Genomic DNA, 19,223 nt, shown 5'->3' on the forward strand with positions numbered 1-19,223 from the left:
TATCGAAATCGAGAACATTCGGAAAGGCGCAGCCATGCCCGAGATCGACATGACAGTGACGGCTGACGACGGAATCTCCCTGGCCGGCACCCTGACCCTCCCCGCCGGGCCGGGCCCGTACCCCGCCGTGCTGCTGCTGCACGGCTCGGGCCCGCTCGACCGCGACGGCAACACCCGCAAGGCCGCCATGAACCTCGGCCGGCCGCTGGCGGAGGCGCTGGCGGCGGCGGGCATCGCCACGCTGCGCTACGACCGGCGCGGCACCGGCGCCACCCCCGGCGCCTGGCGCGCCGCCGGTTTCGTCGGCAACCGCCAGGACGCCGCCGCGGCCCTGCGCGCGCTGCGGGCCCACCCCGCCGTCCTGGCCGAGGCCGTCGGCGTCGTCGGCCACAGCGAGGGCGCGACCCACGCCATGGCGCTCGCCGCGCACCACGGGGCCCGCGCCGCGGTGCTGCTGGCGGGGTACGCGGGCTCGGGTGAGGACGCCCTGCGCAGGCAGGCGCGCTCGGTCGCCCAGAGCCTGCCCGCGCCCTTACGAGCGCTGCTGCCCTCCCTGGCCGGCCGACTGATCGCCCGGGTCAAGAAGACCCGCACGGACGTGGCCCGCGTCGCCGGGGCCCCGGTCAACGCCCGGTGGATGCGCGAGTTGTTCGTCCACGACAGCCGCGACGACCTCGCCGCCATCCGCGTACCCGTCCTGGCCGTCACCGGCGACAAGGACCTCCAGGTCGACCCGGACGATCTCGACGTGGTGCGCCGGCTGGTGCCGGGCCGGACGGAGGTCCACCGCGTCCCCGACCTCACCCACATCCTGCGCCGTGACCCCGGGCGGCCCACGCTCGCCTCCTACCGCCGCCTCCTGCGCGAGCCGGTCGACCCCGGCGTGCTCGCCCTCGTGGCCGGCTGGCTGGACCGCAACCTCGCCGCCGCCCCCGCCCGGCGGCCCGCCACGGAGCGGACGATCCCCTCCTGACCCCCACGTACGGGAGGCCCTCAGCAGGGGCGGAAAGCGCGTTTAGAAGCGTGACACGGGGCACGGGCACACACCACATCGTCGTAAGGAGATGGGATGCAGCCCCTAGAGAAGGTCACAGCGCTGGGAATGAGCCTGGCGAGCGGAGCGCTGGCGGTCGCGCTCGCCAAGAAGGTGTGGACGCTGGCCACCGGGCAGGACGAGGCCCCCGACGCCGAGGACCTCGATCGCGGCTGGACGGAGGTCCTCGTCGCGGCGGCCGTGCAAGGCGCGATCTTCGGCCTGGTCAGGGCCGCGGTGCAACGTACGGGCGCCAGGACCTTCCAGCGTCGCGGCCGCTAGAAAGCCTGGCCCGACCCAGGCGCGCGTGTGACCCTGGAGTCATGGAGACCTTATTCGAGCACGCGGGCGGCCAGGACAAGCTGCACGAGTTCATCGAGATCTTCTACCGCAGCCTGCTGGCCGACCCGCTGCTCCAGCCGCTCTTCGGCGCGGGCAGGGCCACCCACGTCGATCATCTGACCGCCTTCACGGTGGAGACCTTCGGCGGCCCCGACACCTTCTCCGCCGAGATGGGCGGGTTCCCGCTGCTCATCCGCGCCCACCGGGGGCTGCGGATCACCGAGGAGCAGCGGCTGCGCTTCGTCGAGTTGTACATGGCGGCCGCCGACCGCGCGGGCCTGCCCGACGACGAGCCGTTCCGGGCCGCCCTGCGCTCGCACGTGGAGTTCGGCACCGAGGTGGCCAAACAGAACTCCCACGCCGAGACCGACGATCAGCTCCATCCCCTGCGGGAGGTGCCGCTCTGGGGGTGGGAATGACGGGGGTCAGGCCTGGCCGTCGGTGAGCCAGTCGGGGTAGCTGTCGATGTCGTGGGTGACCGGCTCGGCCGCGACGGGCGCGTCGGGGGACGCGCGTCTGATGTGCCGCTCCAGGGCGGCGACCTGCGGGCCGGCCGCGATGAACGTGAGCTGCCAGGCGGTCGCCTCGCGACCGGGCGCCTCGGCGATGTCGATCGACGTCGCCAGGCCGGAGAAGAGGATGCCGTGAGCCAACTCGGCCGCCTGCTCGCGGCCTCCGATCGTGGTATGGACCTCGAAGAATTCCGCCATGAGGTCGTCCTTAACGGGGAGGTGACGGGCCTCACCTTACCCGCCGAATGTGCGGTGAGCGGTCATTCGCCGGGAAAGTCCACATGGTGAGCGTGGCGGACCCGCGCCGACTGGTCGACGCCCATGCACTCCCTTCCTGCGCATGGTGAAGGAGGTCGAACGGCGTCCACCGATGATGCACAATGTGAACGATCGATTACTGAGTGTGATCGGTCGGCATCGTCGAGAGGGGACCCATGAACGCGGCCTGCATCCTCGCACTCGCCACGACGGCGGGCACCCCGCTCCTGGCCCCGGCACTCGCACCCGCTCCACCACCGGCCCTCGCGCCGGCAGTGGTCAGGACCCCGATGTCGGCCCCGGCGCCGGCTGCCGCGTTGACGTGTGCCGTCTCCACGCCGACCGGGCGGCCGGTGACCTTCGCGCCCAAGGTCGGGCTGACGCCACGGCGGGTGACGGCGCGAGCCGATCTTGAGCTCACCGGGTGCTCGTCGCCCGACGGTTCGGCCGCGTACCTGCGTTCGGGCTGGGCCGTCGTGAAGGCCGAGGCGCGGGCGTCCTGCGCCAGCGCCCGTCAGGTGCGCGGCCGGGCGGTGGTCACCTGGTTCGGCGCCGACGGCCGTCCCGTCGGCACCTCCCGGCTGCGCGTCCGCGCCGACCGCCTCGTGGCCCAGCGCCCGGCCGACACGCTGCTGACCGGCGACGTCGCGGCGGGCCTGCTCGTGGGAGAACGCGTCCAGGGCGGCATCTCGCCCGCCACCGCCCTGCTCGACTGCGCCACCAGAGGCATGGCCGCCCTCCCGGGCAACGGCCGCATCACCTTCAGCTGATCCCCGACCTCACCCGGCCTCGACCTGGCCCCGGTCCCGGATCTCGACCTGGCCCCGGTCCCGGATCTCGACCTGGCCCCGGTCCCGGATCCCGACCTGGCCTCGGTCCCGGGCCTCACCCCGGTCCCGGACCTCGCACCATCGCCCGGCCTCGCCGTCGGTTCACCAGGCCGGAGGCTCGTCGTCGGTCAGCCGAAGGCGATCTGTTCGGCGGCGTAGTCGAGGAGGCGTTCGGCGGTGCTGAAGCGGCGTTCGTTCTGGTCGTCGAGCAGGACGCCCACGACCTTGCGCCCGTTGCGCTCCCCGGCGAACAGCAGGCAGTGCCCCGCCGCGTTCGTGTAGCCGGTCTTCACGCCCAGCACCCCGTCCGCCCGCGACAGCAGCTTGTTGGTGTTGGTCCAGGTGTGCTTGCGGTGCACCTTCGTCTTGCTCACCTTGTGCGTCCTGCTGCTCACGACGGAGGTGAACGTGCCGTTCTCCAGCGCGTGCTGCGCGAGCTTGGCCTGGTCGAAGGCCGTCGAGTAGCCGCCGTTGGCGGGGGTCGGCATGCCGTCCGCGTTCGTGTAGCGGGTGTTCGTCAGGCCGAGCGAGCGGGCGGTGCGGTTCATCTTGGCGACGAACGCCTCCTTGCCGGGGCCGTAGTGCCGGGCCAGGGCGTTGGCCGCGTCCGCCCCGGAGGGGAGCATGAGCGCGTACAGCAGGTCGTTGACCGTGAACCGCTCGCCCTTCTTCAGCCCCGCCGTGGCCGCGCCGCCACGGGCGGCGTACTTGACGTCGGTCGCGCTGATCGTGATCGTGTCGCTCAGCCGGGCCTCGCGCAGCACGACGTACGCCGTCATGACCTTGACCAGGCTGGCCACCGGGACCCGCCGCGTCTCCCGCTTGCCGAAGTGGACCGTTCCGGCGGAATCGACGACGTACGCCTCCTTGGCGCCCACCTTCGGAGCCTCCGCGGCCATGGCGGGAGCGGATACCCCCACAACCACGGCGACTACCGCAGAACTGATCAAACCCGCTATACGCATGCCCAACATGGTGACAGGAGATCGAGGCTTCGTTTGCTCAACACGGCCATGCGGCACCATCAGATGGGGGTAAATCTCTGATAGATCCGATATGGCGGGGGGAGGCCACCATGGCGGGAAGATTCATCATCAGTAGGGATGAGCAGGGCGGATACCGTTTCGCGTTGATCGCGAACAACGGGCAGACACTGGCGGTGGGGGAGGGGTTCCCGAGCAAGGTGGCATGCGTGAACGGCATAGAAACCGTCCGCAGGAACGCTCCCGGCGCCCCCATCGAGGACCCGAACGGCCAGGAGATCCAGGACGCGTAGCGGAGTCCGGCGAGCGGCTCCGTTACGGTGCGGTCATGGTGGATTTCGTACTGGTCGCGGGCGCGCGGCTCGGGGCGTGGGCATGGGACGACGTGGTGCCGCGGCTGCGCGCGGCCGGTCATGGCGTTCATCCGCTGACACTGTCCGGCCTCGCCGACAAGCGGGGTGTGCCGGCCGGGCAGCGGACCCACGTCCAGGACATCGTGGACGAGGTCGAGCGTCACGACCTGCGCGACGTCGTCCTGGTGGGTCACAGCTACTCGGGCATCCCCGTCGGCCAGGCCGCGCAGCGGATCGGTGACCGGCTCGCCCACGTGGTCTTCGTCGATTCCAGCGTGCCGGCCGACGGCGAGGCGTTCGTCTCCGCCTGGCCGGACGGCGGGGCGCAGATGAGGGCCTTGATCGCCGAGAACGGAGGGTTCTGGCCGGTCGCGCCCGCGGCCCACTTCGACGGCCACGGCCTCACCGATGAGCAGATCGCCCGGATCACGGCCGGATCGACGCCGCACCCGGGCGCCACGCTGACCGAGCCCGCCGTGCTGCCCCGGCCCCTTGACGAACTCCCCGCGACGTACATCCTGTGCCTGCTCGCCGGAGCCGAGCCCAGCGGCGAGGTGGTCGAGCTGCTGGCCGGCGGGCACTGGCGGCTGGTCGAGATGGACACCGGCCACTGGCCCATGTTCTCCCAGCCACGCGAACTGGCGCGGATCTTCCTCGAAGCGGCCGCGGACTGACTCCGGGCATCCCTTCGCCGGTCGGCTCAGGAGGCGAGGGCCTGGTCCTCGGCGGCGCGGCGGCGGCGTCTGCGCCGGACCGTGAGCCAGGCGACGAGCGCGACGACCGCCACGGCCGCGATCGCGGCCGTCAGCGGGGAGCGGGCGGCCAGTTCCAGCCAGCCCCACACGAGCGCCGCGAGGCCGAACCACCAGATGGGCGCCCAGGTCAGGCAGCCCAGCGCGCTGGCGACCACGTACCAGGGATAGGAGACGCGCAGCGCCCCCGCCACCCAGGGCAGCGTGTGGCGCAGCATGGGCACCCAGAAGCAGCCGTAGACGGCCAGCGCGCCCCAGCGCTCGACGACGCGCTCGATCTTGGCGATGCGGTCGCGGCCGAGCCTGACGCCGACGCGCGAGTCGTAGAGCTTCTCGCCCAGCCGGCGGCCGACCCAGTAGTAGACCTGGAAGGCGCCGAAGAGGGCCAGGATCAGGATGGCGCCCACGAGCCAGTAGGGCATCCCCAGGAAGAACGGCTCCGTCGGAGCGGGGACGGCGATCCTCGCGCGCCACATGGCCGGCCCACCACCCCTCCACGATCCTTAGGTCAGGCTTACCTTATTTCAGCGGCGATCGCGGTGCCACACCGGGTTGCAAGCCTCCCGCAAAGGGTGCAACCGGCCGACAACCAGCACTCAACCACCCGGCCCCACTCTAAGGGTGAGCAAAAGGGGTGTTGACGATGCCGACCAGAAGCGCAGCCGTCCTGGCCAGTGGAACCACGAACGCCGCCAAGCTGTTCATCGCGGCCCTCGCCTTCACCAGCGCGTACGTCGGCTTCTCCGCCTACAGCAGCGCCGGCTCCGCGGCCGTGCCGGCCGGCCCGGTCACCACGGTCACCCTGGCGGCCCGCGAGGTGCCCGTCACCGAGGACATCACCACCGCCGCCGTGGCGGGCAAGGTCACCGTGAACGTCCTGGCCGACGGTCAGGCCGGCTGCGTCAAGTCGTACGTGGCCCGCAGCCTGCTCATCAACCCCGACCCCGACCAGGGCGTCACCTACCGCTGGCGGCTGACCCGCTGGAGCCCGGCCACCAAGACCTGGCGCACCTACCTGTCCGACCACGACGGCACCGCCGCGGCCGAGCAGACCGTCCAGTGGCGGCCCCGGGTCACCGGCAACCCGGGCTGGTACCGCGTCGAGCTGAAGGTCCAGGGCGCCGACCCGATCAACAGCGACCGCTTCCAGGTCACCTGCTGACCGACCGCCCCGGCCCGGTCCCCCGAGGAGCTCCGAGCCGGCCGCCCGGCTTCGTGCCCGCGTGATCTCCTGACCGGCCGCCCGGCCGGTCAGGAGCGGCCGTTGCCGAGGGAACTGCTGACCGACTGCCTGGCCGCCTCCACCCAGCGCGGCACGCCGACCCGCTCCGCCACCTCCAGCGCCTTCTCGTAGTGCTCGCGCGCCGCGTCCGGCTGGCCCAGCCGGATGGCCAGGTCGCCGAGGGTCAGCGCCACCGGCCACAGCGCCACCACGCCGGTGCCCGCGCCCGCCACCCGGTCGGCGAACGGCTTGAGCTTGTCGTAGCAGTCGACCATGCGCTCGCGGTCGTCGAGCAGCATGCCGGCCAGCGCCCGCCAGGTCATGGCCAGCTCGTAGAGGAAGTCGGGCCGCACCGGCGGCCTGGTGGCGGCCACGGCCTTGGCGTCGTTGACGTGACCGGCCGAGGCCAGCGCCAGGGCGTAGGCGTCGAGGGTCCACTTGGCGCCCTGCTGGTGCTTCTCGGCCAGCCGGTCGACCGTCTCGGCCGCCCGCCCGGCCACCAGGTGCAGGCAGAACGTGGTGATCAGCGGCAGGTCCTGGCGGCCCTCCAGCATGCCCGCCCGCGCGGTCATCCTGGCCGCCTCGCGGTAGGCCCGCTCGGCGCCCTCGTAGTCGCCGCTGATCATGAGCCGCTGCCCGGTGTACCAGACGACCACCGCGGCGGGCGCGGACAGGTCGTACTGCCTGGCCAGGCGGTCGGCCGCGGCCGCGTGCTCGTCGGCCACGGCGAACTCGCCGCGGGCCGCCGCGCATTCCAGCAGCACCAGGTGGGCCAGCGCCTGCGTGGCCATCTGCCCGGAGCGCTGGGCCACCTCCAGCAGCTCCCTGCCGATGCTCTCCCGCGTGTCGACGGCCGGGATGTCGTACGACTGCCGCAGCCGCCCGCTCAGCGCCGCCGCGATGAGCGTGGGGTCGCCGCTCTGCCGGGCCAGCTCCAGCGCCTCCAGCGACGCCTGGCGGCCCCGCTCGGGCGAGGAGGAGCCTTCGAGCTCCAGCGCCAGCGTGGTCAGCAGGCTCGCCCGCAGCCGCTGCTCACCCTCGGGCAGCTCCATGAGCGCCTTCTCGGTGACGTCCACGATCTCCCACGCGGTACGGGTGAAGTCGCGCGCCATGCCCTTGTGCGGCACGGCCAGCGACGCCGCCACCTTCGCGGTGATCTCCAGGTCGCCCAGCGGCAACGCGGCGTCCATGGCCTGACGGCGCAGCAGCCGGGCCCCGGTCATGTCGCCGCACAGGGCCAGCGCCCTGATCTGGCGCAGCATGAGCCGCAGCCGCTCCTTGGCCCGCTCGGGACGCTGCTCGCCGCTCTGCTCGTCCGTCCTGGACTCGTCGCCGCGCGAGCGGTCGAACGCGGCGATGGCCTGCTCCCACAGCGTGGCCGCCTCGCGGTGGGCGAAGCGCCGCTCGGCCTGCTCGGCGGCCAGCCCCGCGTAGTGCACGGCCTTGCCGGCCGTGTCGGCCAGGAAGTAGTGATGGGCCAGCGCCGCCACGTCGGACGGCGTGCGCTGCTCGATGACCGCCCCCACCTCGGCGTGCAGCCTGGTGCGGCGCAGCCGGGAGGCGTCGGAGTAGATCGTGTCGCGGACGAGGTCGTGGTCGAAGCGCAGCAGCCCCGGGCCCGGCTCGGTCACCAGCCCGGCCAGCAGCGCCGCCTCGACCGCCTCGATCACCGAGTCCTCGTCGACCGCCACGGCCACCAGCACGTCGAGGTCGACGTCACGGCCGATCACCGCCGCCTGCAGCAGAATCTGCTGGGCGCCGGCGGGCAGCCGCGAGATGCGCCGCCGCAGCACGTCGCGCACGCCCGAGGGCACCTGCGACAGCACCTCGGTGGCGCTGGCCCGGTCGGCCGCGCCCTCGGAGTCGAGCAGGCGCACGGTCTCGCGGACGAAGAACGGGTTGCCGCCGGTGCGCTCGACGATCGACTCGACCGCGTCCTCGTCGATCTCGCGGACGCAGGTGGCCTTGACCAGCTCGGCCACGGCCTTCGGATCGAGCCCCGACAGGCCCACCCGGAGAGGGCTGAGCCGGGCCAGGGCGGCCAGCACGTCGGACTGGCGGTCGTCGAGCTCGCTCTCCCTGCACGTCACCACGAGCAGCACCCGGCTGGTGGCCAGCAGGCTCGGCAGCGCGCGCAGCAGGGCCAGTGTCTGGTCGTCGGCCCAGTGGAGGTCTTCGAGCGTCAGCAGCACGGGCCCGCGCCGCGCCACCCCGGCCAGGTAGCCGCCGACCGCGCGGTGCAGCCGGAACCCGCCGGACACCTCGTCCTCGTCGGGGTCGGGCGCGGCGTCGTCGAGCAGCGGCGCGAGCAACTGGGTGTATTCGCCCGCGCCCGTCATGCTGATGAGCGTGCGCAGGATCTCCACCCAGGCCCAGCCGGGCGGCGTGGCGCTGGAGTCGGGGCAGGCGCCGGACGCGGTGATCCAGCCGTCGCCGCCGAGCCTGCTCTCCAGCTGGCGCAGCAGCGTGGTCTTGCCCGCGCCGGCGACCCCGGTCACGATCGCGACCTGGAACCTGCCCGTACGGGAGGCGGCGGTGGTCAGCCTGGCCAGCTCGGCGTCCCGGCCGACGAACGGCTCGGGCTCCAGCGGCGGCGGCTCGACCGGCGCGGCCGGGCGGGGCGGCCAGGTGTCGGTGACCGGCGCGGCCGGCCTGGCCGGACGCGCGGACGGAGCCAGCTCCAGCTCCGGCGCCTGGGCCAGGATGTCGGACTCCAGCTTGCGCAGCGCGGGACCGGGATCGATGCCGAGCTCGTCGGCCAGGATGTTCCTGGCCCGGCGCAGCGCGGCCAGCGCGTCGCCCTGACGGCCGCAGCGGTAGAGCCCGAGGGCCAGCAGCCGCCAGCCCTCCTCGCGCAGCGGATGCTCGGTGGTCAGCGCCTCCAGGTCGGGCACGGTCTCGGCGTGCAGGCCGAGCCGCAGGCCGGTGTCGGCGTGCCGCTCGCGCGCGACCAGCCGCAGCTCGGTCAGCCGGTTGACCTCGGCCTCCGCCCACGCCTGGTCGGCGAAGTCGGAGTAGGGGGTGCCGCGCCACAGGCCCAGCGCCTTCTCCAGGCGGCCTCGGGCGGACTGCGGATCGCTCTCCTCGAGGTGCTCGCCGGCGGCCCGGACGAGCTGCTCGAACCTGAGCGCGTCGACCTGTTCGGAGGCCACGCGCAGGGCGTAGCCGGACGCGACCGTCACCAGCAGGCGGTTGGGCCCTCCGCGCGGGCGGCCGGGCTCGAGCACCCGGCGCAGGCGGGAGATGTAGACCTGCAGACCCGACTGCGCGCCCTTGGCCGCGTCGTCGTCCCACAGATCGTAGAGAAGCGTGTCAACGGGCACGACCTGACCTCGGGCCACGAGAAGCCGGGCGAGGACGGCCCGCTGCCGCAACCCGCCGAGGTCGAGTTCGTCGTCGTGTTCGTACGCCTCGACTGGCCCCAGAACTCGGAACGCCACCATGTCAGCCGCCACGCTATGCGGGCCTACGAATCACGCACAAGGTCTTTGAGGGGTTTGGGATTGTCACTAGGTGGCCTTCGAGATCGCGGACGGGGGCTCCGCGCCGGCGTTCCGGCCGTTGCGCCTGCGCAGGAGCGCCCATGCGCCCAGTGCCAGGCCGCCGAACGGGATCTCGATAGTGTAAGTCCAGAAGCCGAAAAGCAGTGCGGTGGCGATGGCGGGAGTCGACTCGACGCCGAACGCGATCAGCAGCGCGGCCACCCCGCTCTCCATGATCCCGGCACCGCTGGGCGTGATCAAAGCGCTGGTCAGGACCCTCGACAGGGCGAAGACGGCGATCGATTCCGCCGGGCCGGGCCAGGCGCCGGTGGCCTGCATGCAGACGGCCATGATCGCCCACTGGAAGCCGAGGAAGAACACCATGCCGAGCGACAGGCCCGGCCATCTGGTCCGTACGACGCCCGCGGTGTCGGCGCGCAGCCGGTGGAAGGCCCCTGAGGCGTCGGCCTTGAGCCGGAGCAGCCGGGTGAGGCCGTCGAGGGCCCGGCCGAGCAGGTCGGCGGCGAGCTGCCAGTAGAGGGCGGCGGCCACGATCGCGCAGAGCACGAGGATCGACACCGCGCCGGTCCAGCCCGCGTTGGCCACGGTCGGGTTGGCCGCCTTGCCCGCCATCAGCAGCGCGATGATGCCGACGGCCGGCAGGATGAACCTGAACAACGTGTTCCAGATGCCGCTGACCAGCGTCATGACCACGATCGCCCGGTTGCCGAAGCCCCAGCCCCTGGTCATCGCGAACGACACCGCGACCCCCACCGCGCCGCCGAACGGCAGCAGGTTGCTCACCGCGCTGCCCGCCGCGTTGAGCGTGAGCCCCTGCAGGTTGTTGAGGCCGGGCAGGGAGTTAGTCAGCACGAACGTGTAGGCCAGCAGGCTCAGCAGCCAGACCGCGGCCATCAGCGCGACCTCGCCCCCGCCGAGCGCGGCGAAGACGGCTCCGACCTGCGCCCAGGACACGTCCTTGCCGGTCAGGGCGCGCACGATCTGGGGCAGGTAGACCATGAGCAGCACGGCCAGGCCGAGCGAGGCCGCCGACAGGAGGATCTGGAGCCATCTGTTCTTCATCGGGGTCCAGTCTGCCGGGTCGCGAGCGCCCGCACGTCAACCCTGGGAACTACTTCGGCCACCGGTCGAACGGATGAGTGAGCCGGGCGCCCGGGGGCAGGTCGCGGCGGACGTACCACTCGGTGCCGAAGACGAAGCGGTAGATCGGGCGGGGGACCTTGAGCATAACGGCGAGCGTGCGGTCGCTGTCGCCGCCGCTGGCCTGGGAGGCGTGCGCGGCCATGGACGCCCGCTTCTGTTTCGTATATTTCCGGACATTGACCCGATGGGTGATCGTCTCACCCGGCGAGTACGCGACCTCGAACGTCCGTACGTCGAACTCCGGCGGGAACCGGTAGAACCGGCCCGCCAGCTTCAGCAGCCGGACCAGCGGATCGCGGTTGACCGTCGCCTCCAGGACGATCTCCGTGCCGGCGATCTCGGCCGCCCGCTTGCCCACCCGGTGCACCTGCACGTGGTCGGGATGGCCGTAACCGCCCGCCGGATCGTAGATCGCGAGCAGGTCGGCCCGCTCCTCGTGCAGGATCGCCGCCAGCGCCTTGGCGGCCGCCTCGGTGTCGGCGTCGATGAAGGCGTTGTCGGGCCGCTCGTCGGCGACCCCGCCCTTGGGGCTGAGCCCCGAGTCGCCGTAGCCGAGACACTCGACGCGGGCGCAGCCGAGCAGCGCGGCCGACTCGTACAACTCCTTGAGCCTGGTCTCGCCCAATTCGTCGCCCGGATCCATCTCGGCCAGGCCGCGCTCGCCGGCCGTGGCCACCACGAGCACGACCCGATGCCCCTCGGCCGCGAGCATCGCCATGGTGCCCGCCGTCAGCAGGGCCTCGTCGTCGGGATGAGCATGGAAGAACACAGCGGTACGTGGAGGCACACGCCCAGATTAGTGTGGGAGGCGTGCGGATCTTTCACGTGAGCGACTGTTACCTGCCGCGACTCGGGGGGATCGAGGTCCAGGTGGCCGATCTCGTACGAATGCAGCGGGAGGCCGGGCACGAGGTCTCGGTGGCCACGGCGACCAGGGGAGAGCCGCTGCCCGGCGTGCGCAGGATCGTCGCGCGGATGCCGTTCGACCTGCCCGTGCACCCCTTCGGAGTGGGGCATCTCACCCGCTGGATCACCTCGGGGCGTCCCGAGGTGGTGCACGTGCACACCGGCGCGGTGTCGCCGTTCGCGTGGATGGGCGTGCGCGCGGCCTTCCGCGCGGGCGTGCCGTGCGTGGTGACCGTGCACAGCATGTGGGACCCGGTGACGCGGCTGCTCTACCGGCTGCTGCGGCTGGCCTTCGGCTGGCAGCGGTGGCGACTGGTGGCCACCACGGTGAGCAACGCGGCCGCGGCCCCGATCCGCGCCGTCGCGGGGCCCGAGGTGCCGGTGCGGGTGGTCTCCAACGGCCTCGACCTGTCGGGCTGGGCTCCGGCCTCCGGCGCGTGGGACGGCGGGGCTCAGGGCGGGCAGGAGGGCGAGGCGCCGCTGCCTGGCGCGCCGGACGACCGGGCGCCCGGCGGGCGTGAGGTGCACATCGTCGCGGTGGGGCGGCTGGCTCCGCGCAAGCAGCCCGTACGCCTGCTGAAGCTCCTCCAGGCGGCCCGGGCCCGCGTGCCGGGCGGGATCCCGATGCGGGCCACGATCGTCGGCGACGGGCCGGCCCGCGGCCAGATGGAGCGCTTCCTGGCCCGCCACGGCATGTCCGGCTGGGTCTCGCTGCCGGGCCGCTACACCCGCGAGCAGATCGCCAAGCTGCTGGGCTCGGCCGACGTGTTCGTCGCGCCCGCGCCGCGCGAGTCGTTCGGCATCGCGGCGCTCGAAGCGCGGGCCGCGGGCGTGCCCGTGGTGGCCAGGGCGCAGAGCGGGGTGGCCGACTTCGTCAAGGACGGTACCGAGGGGCTGCTCGGCCGCACGCTCGGGGAGCTGGCGCGGGCGGTGGCGCGGCTCTGCGCGGACACGGGCCTGCGCGCCTCGATCGCCGCGCACAACAGGAGCACACCCCCGGCCGCGGGCTCGTGGCCGGCCGTGCTGGCGGGGTTCGACGCGGCGTACGAGAAGGCACGGGGCGAGCCCCCGCACCACGACCAGGCGTAGACCCCCGGGCATGGAGAAGGCCACCGGTGCGAGGAGCGCGATGGCGCTCACTCGCACGCGGTGGCCCTGGGTCCGTGGGCGGGAGACTCCCGGCGCTCACCCCCCGTGCGCGCCACAGAACCTCACCCCCGCCACGGCCGGCGCCATCGTGGCGACGGCGCCGGATCCGACGCGGCCGCCGCCGCGGTCCTGCCCCCCACAGGCCGTGACGGCGACCGCGAGCCCACTAGGAGCAGGCCGCGGTGATCTTGCTGGTGAAGCCGTTGACCTTGCCGCTGAACTCGGTGATGCTGCTCAGGTCACCGCCCTTGATGGAGCCGAAGCCGTCCGCGAGGTCGTTGAGCGCGGCGGCGACTTCGCCGTCGTACTTGCCGGCGAGCTCCTTCGTCTTCGTCTCCGCGGTCTTCGAGGCGGCCTCGACGGCGTCCCCGTTGGCGGCGTCCTTGGTGACCGTGGAGCTCCACTCGGTCGCGATCTTGGCGGCGTCGTTGGCGGCGGTGTTGCAGTCAACGGCCTGGCCGAGCGCGCCACAGGCGGTGGTGAGCACGGCAAGAGTCAGCGTCGCGCCCGCGACGGCGAGGCGACGACGAGGGGGTGTCATTTTTGGTGCCCTTCGTAGGTTTAGCGAACGAAGGGAACATTATGGTTCCTCCCTTGACGGTCGCTTGCACCCCACTAACACCACGGGCATCAACTCAGCGTAAAGCCGTGCAGCAGGACCTGCACGATCTCCTCCGGTTCAGGCAGCGGAAGATCCAGGAGCCCCCGGTAGGTCACGAAGCCCGAGAACAGGTCCGTGAGCATCCACAGGTCCGCGTTCGGCGGGAGCTCGCCGCGTTCGATCGCGCGCTCGTACACGACCCATGAGCGCTCCATCCGGGTGCGCATGCTCGTGCGGATGAGCTCGGCGACCGCGGGGTCCCGCCCGGCCTCGCCGTACACCTGCCTGGCCGTGCGCGACAGACCGGGCATCCGCCACAGGGCGAGCGTGTCGGAGATGACCACCCGCAGGTCGCCCTCCAGCGAGCCGGTGTCGGGGATGGCGACGTGCGTGTTCATCAGGCCCGCGATGGCTTCGAGCAGCATGTCGCGTTTGGTGGCGTAGCGGCGGAACACGCTCGCCCGGCCCACGCCTGCCGCCGCCGCGACGTCGTCCATGGTGAAGTCGAAGCCGTGGGTCAGCACGAGCCCGGACGCGGCCTGCCTGATCCGGGTGTCGACCGTGGGGTCGGGCTTGCGGCCGCGCGCAGACATTGTGATACTCCTAGTATCTGATATTGAGAGTCTCGTTAATCAGGGGTCGTAATGAGGGTAATCATCATCGGCGCGGGCGTCGCGGGGCTCGCCCTGGCGCGTGGCCTGCTGAACGCGGGACACGAGGCCGAGGTGTACGAGGAGGCCCCCGAGCCGCGCACGGCCGGCGGCTCCGTCACCCTCTGGCCCGGCAGCACGGCCATCCTGGAGCAGCTCAAGGTCGACTGCTCGGGCGTGGGCCGCCGCCTGGAGACCCTGGAGTCGTGGGCCACGGACGGCAGGCGGCTGCTCACCCTCGACCTCACCGTGGCCGAGCGCCGCTACGGCCACCCCGTCGTGCACGTGGCCCGCAACGAGCTGGTCGAGCTGCTCGCCGACGGCGTCCCGGTGACCTACGGGGCGCGGGCCGAGCACGTGACGCCCGAGCGGGCCGAGGCGCGCCTGTCCGACGGCCGCACGGTGCGCGGCGACGTGCTCGTGGGCGCCGACGGCCGCCGTTCCGTGGTGCGCGCCGCGTTGTGGGGGCAGGACGCCGCCACGCTGAGCCCGTTCGTCACCTGGCAGGGGTTCACCACCATGCCCACCGCGCTCACCGAGCAGCGCAGGGCCGTGATGATCGCCGGCGGCGCGGGCTTGTGCGGGCTGATCCCGGCCGGAAGGGGGCGGCTGCTGTGGTGGTTCGACGTGCGGTCGGCGCCGGGAAAGCCGTTCTGGGCCGACGACCCCGACATCGTGGAACGGCTGCGCGAATGTTTCCGCGACTGGGCCGAGCCGGTGCCCGGCATCCTCGCCACGCTGACGGACATCGACTTCTTCCCCCACCACCGGCAGCCGATCCGCGACGTCTGGGGCAGAGGCCCGACGACCCTGGCGGGTGATTCCGCCCACACCATGCCCCCGACCATGGCCCAGGGTGCCAACCAGGCCCTGGAGGACGCGTGGTCGCTCAGCGGGTCGATCGGGGACCTGCGGGCGTACGAGAAGGCCAGGTCGAAGGTGGTGCGCAGGCCCGCCAGGCTGGCCGGGACCGAGCTCACCGACATGCAGCGGCCGTTCGCCGGACTGCTGCCGGACGGGCCCATGAGCAAGGTGTACGCGAGGCTGCTGCGCCGCTACAGCAACTACCTCTTGACAGCCCCCTGAGGCCGCCCGACTATGACGCATATAGAGCAACTCGGTGCGTAATACGCAACTAGGGGTGTCGGTTGACCACCACGTCGAGCTTGATCTCCACGCTGCCAGGACGCTCCTACACCGACCCCGCGATCTTCGCGGACGAGCAGGCCAGGATCTTCGAAGATCTCTGGTTCTGCGCCGTCAGGGCCGACGACCTGCCGAAGCCGGGGGCGTTCAGGACCGTACAGGTCGGCAGGGAGAACGTGATCGTGGTGCGTGGGCGCGACCAGCGCTTACGTGCCTTCCTCAACATCTGCCGGCACCGCGGCGCGCGCTTGTGCGCCGAGGAGGCGGGCGAGGTCAGAAGGACGATCAGGTGCGCCTACCACGCCTGGTCCTACGACCTCGACGGCCGCCTGGCCGCCGCGCCCAACCTGGCCAAGATGCCCGACATCGACCGCGTCCAGTACGGCCTGTCACCCGTCCACCTGCGCGAATGGCTCGGGTACGCGTGGGTCTGCCTGGCCGCCGAGCCGCCCTCGTTCGAGGACGAGGTCATGTACGCCGCCACGGAACGCCTCGGCGACCCCGCCGCCATCGAGCGCTACCACGTGGAGCAGCTCGCGCTCGGCCGCCGCATCGTCTACGACGTCAAGGCCAACTGGAAGCTCATCGTCGAGAACTTCATGGAGTGCTACCACTGCGCCACCATCCACCCCGAGCTGACCGCCGTGCTCCCCGAGTTCGCCGGCGGCTTCGCGGCGCAGTACTACGTCGGCCACGGCGCGGAGTTCGCCGCGCGGGCCGAGGGGTTCACCGTGGACGGCAGCCCCGGCTTCGGCAAGCTGCCCGACGTCGCCGCCGAGCAGGACCGGCGCTACTACGCGATCACCGTCAAGCCCCAGGTGTTCGTCAACCTGGTGCCCGACCACGTGATCCTGCACCGCATGATCCCCATGGCCGTGGACAGGACCGTGGTGGAGTGCGACTGGCTCTACCACCCGGACGTGATCGCCTCGGGGGCGGACCTGTCGCTCTCGGTCGAGCTGTTCCACCGGGTCAACGCGCAGGACTTCGACGCCTGTGAGCGCACCCAGCCGGGCATGTCGTCACGGGCGTACCGGGAGGGCGGGGTGCTCGTGCCCAGCGAGCACCACATCTCGCTCTTCCATCAATGGGTGAACCAGCGTCTGCGCGGATAGCGCACCGTGAGACTGCCGTATTTCGCCCGCCCGGTGATCACCACCCGCAGGGCACCGGGCCGTGGCCTGCTCGGCAGGTCGGAGGTGTTGACGCTGCCCCACTCGCTCCTGAAGCCGTCGACGTCCACCACGCCGCCCTCCGGCACGATGATCTTGCCGGAGCCGTAGGTGAGGTCGATCTCGATCTCCACGACGGAATGGGCGATGACCGCCTCGGACAGGTCGAGGTCGATGCTGCCGTACTTGGACGACACCCGTAGCCGGCGCGGGACGTTCCAGTCGCCGGAACGCTTGAGATTGCCGGTCTTCGACTCCAGCTCGACCACGTCGCCGGCCGCGGGCTGCTCGCTGGGCAGATCGTCGATCAGGCCCAGCAAGTCCGCGTACGTCTTCGCCGACAGCGCGATCTCCAGCCGGTCCTCGAGCTCGATCTGGTTGAGGCGGCCTTCGGTGAACGCGCGCTGCAGCTGCTGTGCGGTGCGCTCCCGGTCCTCGTCGGACACTCTCATCTGCAATTCCGACATGTCCCGAGCATAAGGTCGTGCGGCTCAGAACGGGAGCCGTCGGCCTGAAGGAGTGCGGAGATCGAGGGAGCCGTAGGGGTTACGGGTCGGACGGGGGCGGCGAACGAGCTGGACTCTCTTCACATCCCTTTAGGTACCCCAATGGATTGCCGTGAATTCATCAACCTTGGGTAGCGTGGAAGGTGATGTCGGCGAAACCGTTCGCGCACCCGGCACTCCTCTACCGGGGCGCACCCGAATACGTGGCCGCCACCACGGCTTTCGTCCGCGAAGGGCTGGCCGCGGGCGACCCCGTGGCGGTCGCCGTGCCCGCCGCGAATCTCGCCCTGATCGAGACGGCGCTCGGGGCGGAAGCGGGCAAAGTGCTGCTGCTCGACATGACGGAGGCCGGGCGCAACCCGGGGCGGATCATCCCCGGCGTCCTGCGCGAGTTCGCCGACCGGCATCCGGGCCGGCACGTGCGCATCATCGGCGAGCCGATCTGGCCGGGCCGCAGCGTGACCGAATATCCGGCCTGCGCCCAGCACGAGGCGCTGATCAACCTGGCCTTCAGCGGCCGGCGGGCCACGATCCTGTGCCCGTACGACCTCGACGGCCTCACCCCCGAGGTGCTCGAAGAGGCGGCCCGCACCCATCCCGTGCTGCGCGACGCCTCCCGCGAGTGGGACAGCGCCGACTACGCGCCCGAGCTGGTGATCGAGGGGCACAACCGGCCGCTCGACGAGCCCGAGACGTTCGTCTCGCTGCGCTTCGACAACGGCAACCTGTCGGCGGCGCGCGGCCTGGCCGCCCGCGAGGCCGCCGCGATGGGCTTCGGCGCCGACCGCCTCGACGACATCCGGCTGACGGTGGCCGAGCTGGGCGCCAACAGCCTCGACCACGGCGGCGGCGCGGGCACGCTGCGGGTGTGGGCCGAGGAGGGCCGGCTGGTGTGCGAGGTCAGCGACGCCGGCCACATCACCGACCCGCTGGCGGGCCGCGAGCCGGTCGACCCGCGCACCGCGGGCTCCCGCGGCCTGCTCATCGTCAACCTGCTCAGCGACCTCGTCCGCGTGCACACCAGGGCCGGCGCGACCACGGTCAGGGTCTACTTCGACCCCGACCGGCCCGGCCCGTGAGCGGTCAGCGCTCGACCTCGTTCATGCTGGGATAACGCGTCCCGCGCACCGCGTCCGCGGGAACGGCCCGCACCAGCGCGTCGAGCTGCTCGGGCGTCAGCGTGAGGTCCGCGGCGGCGGCGTTCTCCTCCAGATACTTCAGCCGCTTCGTGCCCGGGATCGGCACGACGTCCTCGCCCTGGGCCAGCAGCCAGGCCAGGGAGATCTGCGCCGCCGTCATGCCGGCCTCGTCGGCGACGCGCTTCACCGCGGCCGCCAGCGCCAGGTTGTGCTCGGCGTTCTCGCCGGAGTAGCGCGGCATGTGCCGCCGGAAGTCGTCGTCGGCCAGCTCGCCGGCGCCCGGCATCGCGCCCGACAGCAGGCCGCGGCTGATCGGCGAGTACGCCACCAGCCCCACCCCCAGCTCCCTGGCCGCGGGCAGGATCTCCGCCTCCAGGCCCCGGGTGAACAGCGAGTACTCGCTCTGCAGGGCCGCGATCGGATGCACGGCGACGGCCTGGCGCAGCGTGGCGGCCGACACCTCGGACAGTCCGAGATGGGCCACCTTGCCCTGCTCGACCAGCTCCGCCATCGCCCCGACCGACTCCTCGATCGGCACGTCGGGATTGCGGCGGTGCATGTAGTAGAGGTCGATGCGGTCGATGCCGAGCCGCCGCAGCGAGGCGTCGCACGCCGCCCTGATGTACTCGGGGCTGTTCTCGATCGTCCGGGAGGCGCCGTCGCGCTTGACGCCGAACTTGGTGGCCACCACCGCCTCGTCCCTGCGGCCCTTGACGGCCCGGCCGACCAGCTCCTCGTTGGTGCCCCTGCCGTACATGTCGGCGGTGTCGAGGAAGTTCATGCCGAGGTCGAGGGCCCGGTGGATGACGGCGACGGACTCCTTCTCGTCGCCGTGACCATAGAACTCCGACATGCCCATGCAGCCGAGGCCGAGAGCGGAGACCTCGAGACCGTCCCTGCCGAGTACGCGCCTTTCCATGTCCATCCCCTGTAGCTGTCGATCCACTGCTCCGGCGCTGCCCGTGCCGGATCTTCCTCTTCCAGGGTCGCCCTTCGAGGGCGCTCTAGGTCAAATCGGGTCGG

The 19,223-nt window shown here is 72.0% G+C and carries 21 protein-coding genes; 11 read left to right on the forward strand and 10 right to left on the reverse strand.

Annotated features, from left to right (window positions below):
* Nucleotides 1-34: 34 nt before the first annotated feature.
* The 3 genes from B0I32_RS41595 to B0I32_RS41605 all read left to right on the forward strand — a co-directional run bounded on the left by B0I32_RS41595 (nucleotide 35) and on the right by B0I32_RS41605 (nucleotide 1,794).
* The gene (locus B0I32_RS41595; protein ID WP_106249089.1) at nucleotides 35-973 is read left to right on the forward strand and encodes an alpha/beta hydrolase; all 939 of its coding nucleotides are present in this window, start codon (nucleotides 35-37) and stop codon (nucleotides 971-973) included.
* Between the two features lie 96 nt (nucleotides 974-1,069).
* On the forward strand, nucleotides 1,070-1,315 hold the full coding sequence (locus tag B0I32_RS41600; RefSeq protein ID WP_106249091.1) for a DUF4235 domain-containing protein: 246 nt from the start codon (nucleotides 1,070-1,072) through the stop codon (nucleotides 1,313-1,315).
* A 41-nt stretch (nucleotides 1,316-1,356) separates the two neighbouring features.
* The gene (locus tag B0I32_RS41605) at nucleotides 1,357-1,794 is read left to right on the forward strand and encodes a group II truncated hemoglobin (RefSeq protein WP_106249093.1); all 438 of its coding nucleotides are present in this window, start codon (nucleotides 1,357-1,359) and stop codon (nucleotides 1,792-1,794) included.
* A gap of 6 nt (nucleotides 1,795-1,800) precedes the next feature.
* On the opposite strand, the gene B0I32_RS41610 is transcribed toward B0I32_RS41605, so the two are convergent.
* Nucleotides 1,801-2,085, reverse strand: coding sequence for a hypothetical protein (locus B0I32_RS41610; protein ID WP_106249094.1), 285 nt, complete (start codon nucleotides 2,083-2,085; stop codon nucleotides 1,801-1,803).
* Between the two features lie 236 nt (nucleotides 2,086-2,321).
* Between B0I32_RS41610 and B0I32_RS41620 the strand changes: the two genes are divergently transcribed.
* Nucleotides 2,322-2,915, forward strand: a complete 594-nt coding sequence (locus tag B0I32_RS41620) for a hypothetical protein (RefSeq protein WP_146178504.1) — start codon at nucleotides 2,322-2,324, stop codon at nucleotides 2,913-2,915.
* 188 nt (nucleotides 2,916-3,103) lie between these two features.
* Here B0I32_RS41620 and B0I32_RS41625 read toward each other — a convergent pair whose 3' ends face one another.
* Complete coding sequence (locus tag B0I32_RS41625; RefSeq protein ID WP_245956356.1) at nucleotides 3,104-3,874, reverse strand: D-alanyl-D-alanine carboxypeptidase family protein; 771 nt, start codon at nucleotides 3,872-3,874, stop codon at nucleotides 3,104-3,106.
* Between the two features lie 176 nt (nucleotides 3,875-4,050).
* On the opposite strand from B0I32_RS41625, the gene B0I32_RS41630 reads away from it, so the two are divergent.
* Together B0I32_RS41630 and B0I32_RS41635 are read left to right on the forward strand one after the other, a co-directional pair.
* Entirely contained in the window at nucleotides 4,051-4,251 is a 201-nt protein-coding gene (locus B0I32_RS41630; RefSeq protein WP_106249100.1) for a YegP family protein, read from the forward strand.
* Between the two features lie 35 nt (nucleotides 4,252-4,286).
* Nucleotides 4,287-4,985: an alpha/beta fold hydrolase gene (locus tag B0I32_RS41635; protein ID WP_106249102.1), complete on the forward strand. Its 699-nt coding sequence runs from the start codon at nucleotides 4,287-4,289 to the stop codon at nucleotides 4,983-4,985.
* A gap of 26 nt (nucleotides 4,986-5,011) precedes the next feature.
* Here B0I32_RS41635 and B0I32_RS41640 read toward each other — a convergent pair whose 3' ends face one another.
* Entirely contained in the window at nucleotides 5,012-5,539 is a 528-nt protein-coding gene (locus B0I32_RS41640) for a DedA family protein (protein ID WP_106249103.1), read from the reverse strand.
* 167 nt (nucleotides 5,540-5,706) lie between these two features.
* On the opposite strand from B0I32_RS41640, the gene B0I32_RS41645 reads away from it, so the two are divergent.
* On the forward strand, nucleotides 5,707-6,225 hold the full coding sequence (locus B0I32_RS41645) for a hypothetical protein (RefSeq protein ID WP_146178505.1): 519 nt from the start codon (nucleotides 5,707-5,709) through the stop codon (nucleotides 6,223-6,225).
* Between the two features lie 89 nt (nucleotides 6,226-6,314).
* On the opposite strand, the gene B0I32_RS41650 is transcribed toward B0I32_RS41645, so the two are convergent.
* From B0I32_RS41650 to B0I32_RS41660, 3 genes are all read right to left on the reverse strand, one after another.
* Nucleotides 6,315-9,728, reverse strand: coding sequence for an ATP-binding protein (locus B0I32_RS41650; protein WP_106249107.1), 3,414 nt, complete (start codon nucleotides 9,726-9,728; stop codon nucleotides 6,315-6,317).
* Nucleotides 9,729-9,794: 66 nt separating this feature from the next.
* Nucleotides 9,795-10,850 (reverse strand): lysylphosphatidylglycerol synthase domain-containing protein, encoded by a 1,056-nt coding sequence (locus B0I32_RS41655; protein ID WP_106249108.1) that lies wholly within the window; start codon nucleotides 10,848-10,850, stop codon nucleotides 9,795-9,797.
* A gap of 49 nt (nucleotides 10,851-10,899) precedes the next feature.
* Nucleotides 10,900-11,718 carry a PIG-L family deacetylase gene (locus tag B0I32_RS41660; RefSeq protein ID WP_245956357.1) on the reverse strand — a complete coding sequence of 273 codons (819 nt, stop codon included), beginning with the start codon at nucleotides 11,716-11,718 and terminating at the stop codon, nucleotides 10,900-10,902.
* Nucleotides 11,719-11,741: 23 nt separating this feature from the next.
* Between B0I32_RS41660 and B0I32_RS41665 the strand changes: the two genes are divergently transcribed.
* Entirely contained in the window at nucleotides 11,742-12,926 is a 1,185-nt protein-coding gene (locus B0I32_RS41665) for a glycosyltransferase family 4 protein (protein ID WP_181308368.1), read from the forward strand.
* 226 nt (nucleotides 12,927-13,152) lie between these two features.
* On the opposite strand, the gene B0I32_RS41670 is transcribed toward B0I32_RS41665, so the two are convergent.
* Both B0I32_RS41670 and B0I32_RS41675 read right to left on the reverse strand, forming a co-directional pair.
* Nucleotides 13,153-13,527 (reverse strand): hypothetical protein, encoded by a 375-nt coding sequence (locus B0I32_RS41670; RefSeq protein ID WP_146178506.1) that lies wholly within the window; start codon nucleotides 13,525-13,527, stop codon nucleotides 13,153-13,155.
* 89 nt (nucleotides 13,528-13,616) lie between these two features.
* Nucleotides 13,617-14,180, reverse strand: a complete 564-nt coding sequence (locus tag B0I32_RS41675) for a TetR-like C-terminal domain-containing protein (protein WP_106249114.1) — start codon at nucleotides 14,178-14,180, stop codon at nucleotides 13,617-13,619.
* A 51-nt stretch (nucleotides 14,181-14,231) separates the two neighbouring features.
* Here B0I32_RS41675 and B0I32_RS41680 point away from each other — a divergent pair, with 51 nt between their 5' ends.
* Both B0I32_RS41680 and B0I32_RS41685 read left to right on the forward strand, forming a co-directional pair.
* A complete protein-coding gene (locus B0I32_RS41680) occupies nucleotides 14,232-15,323 on the forward strand; it encodes an FAD-dependent oxidoreductase (protein WP_106249116.1) in 1,092 nt (363 codons plus the stop codon).
* A gap of 62 nt (nucleotides 15,324-15,385) precedes the next feature.
* Complete coding sequence (locus tag B0I32_RS41685; protein WP_106249117.1) at nucleotides 15,386-16,498, forward strand: aromatic ring-hydroxylating oxygenase subunit alpha; 1,113 nt, start codon at nucleotides 15,386-15,388, stop codon at nucleotides 16,496-16,498.
* Here the strand turns inward: B0I32_RS41685 and B0I32_RS41690 are convergent.
* The gene (locus B0I32_RS41690; RefSeq protein ID WP_245956358.1) at nucleotides 16,468-17,022 is read right to left on the reverse strand and encodes a DUF1707 SHOCT-like domain-containing protein; all 555 of its coding nucleotides are present in this window, start codon (nucleotides 17,020-17,022) and stop codon (nucleotides 16,468-16,470) included. The two genes, B0I32_RS41685 and B0I32_RS41690, sit on opposite strands and share 31 nt — an antisense overlap.
* A 185-nt stretch (nucleotides 17,023-17,207) precedes the next feature.
* Here B0I32_RS41690 and B0I32_RS41695 point away from each other — a divergent pair, with 185 nt between their 5' ends.
* Nucleotides 17,208-18,140, forward strand: coding sequence for a sensor histidine kinase (locus B0I32_RS41695; protein ID WP_106249120.1), 933 nt, complete (start codon nucleotides 17,208-17,210; stop codon nucleotides 18,138-18,140).
* 4 nt (nucleotides 18,141-18,144) lie between these two features.
* Here B0I32_RS41695 and B0I32_RS41700 read toward each other — a convergent pair whose 3' ends face one another.
* On the reverse strand, nucleotides 18,145-19,119 hold the full coding sequence (locus B0I32_RS41700) for an aldo/keto reductase (protein ID WP_106249202.1): 975 nt from the start codon (nucleotides 19,117-19,119) through the stop codon (nucleotides 18,145-18,147).
* Nucleotides 19,120-19,223 lie beyond the last annotated feature (104 nt).

The sequence above is a fragment of the Nonomuraea fuscirosea genome, from assembly GCF_003001935.1.
Classification (GTDB): Bacteria; Actinomycetota; Actinomycetes; order Streptosporangiales; family Streptosporangiaceae; genus Nonomuraea; species Nonomuraea fuscirosea.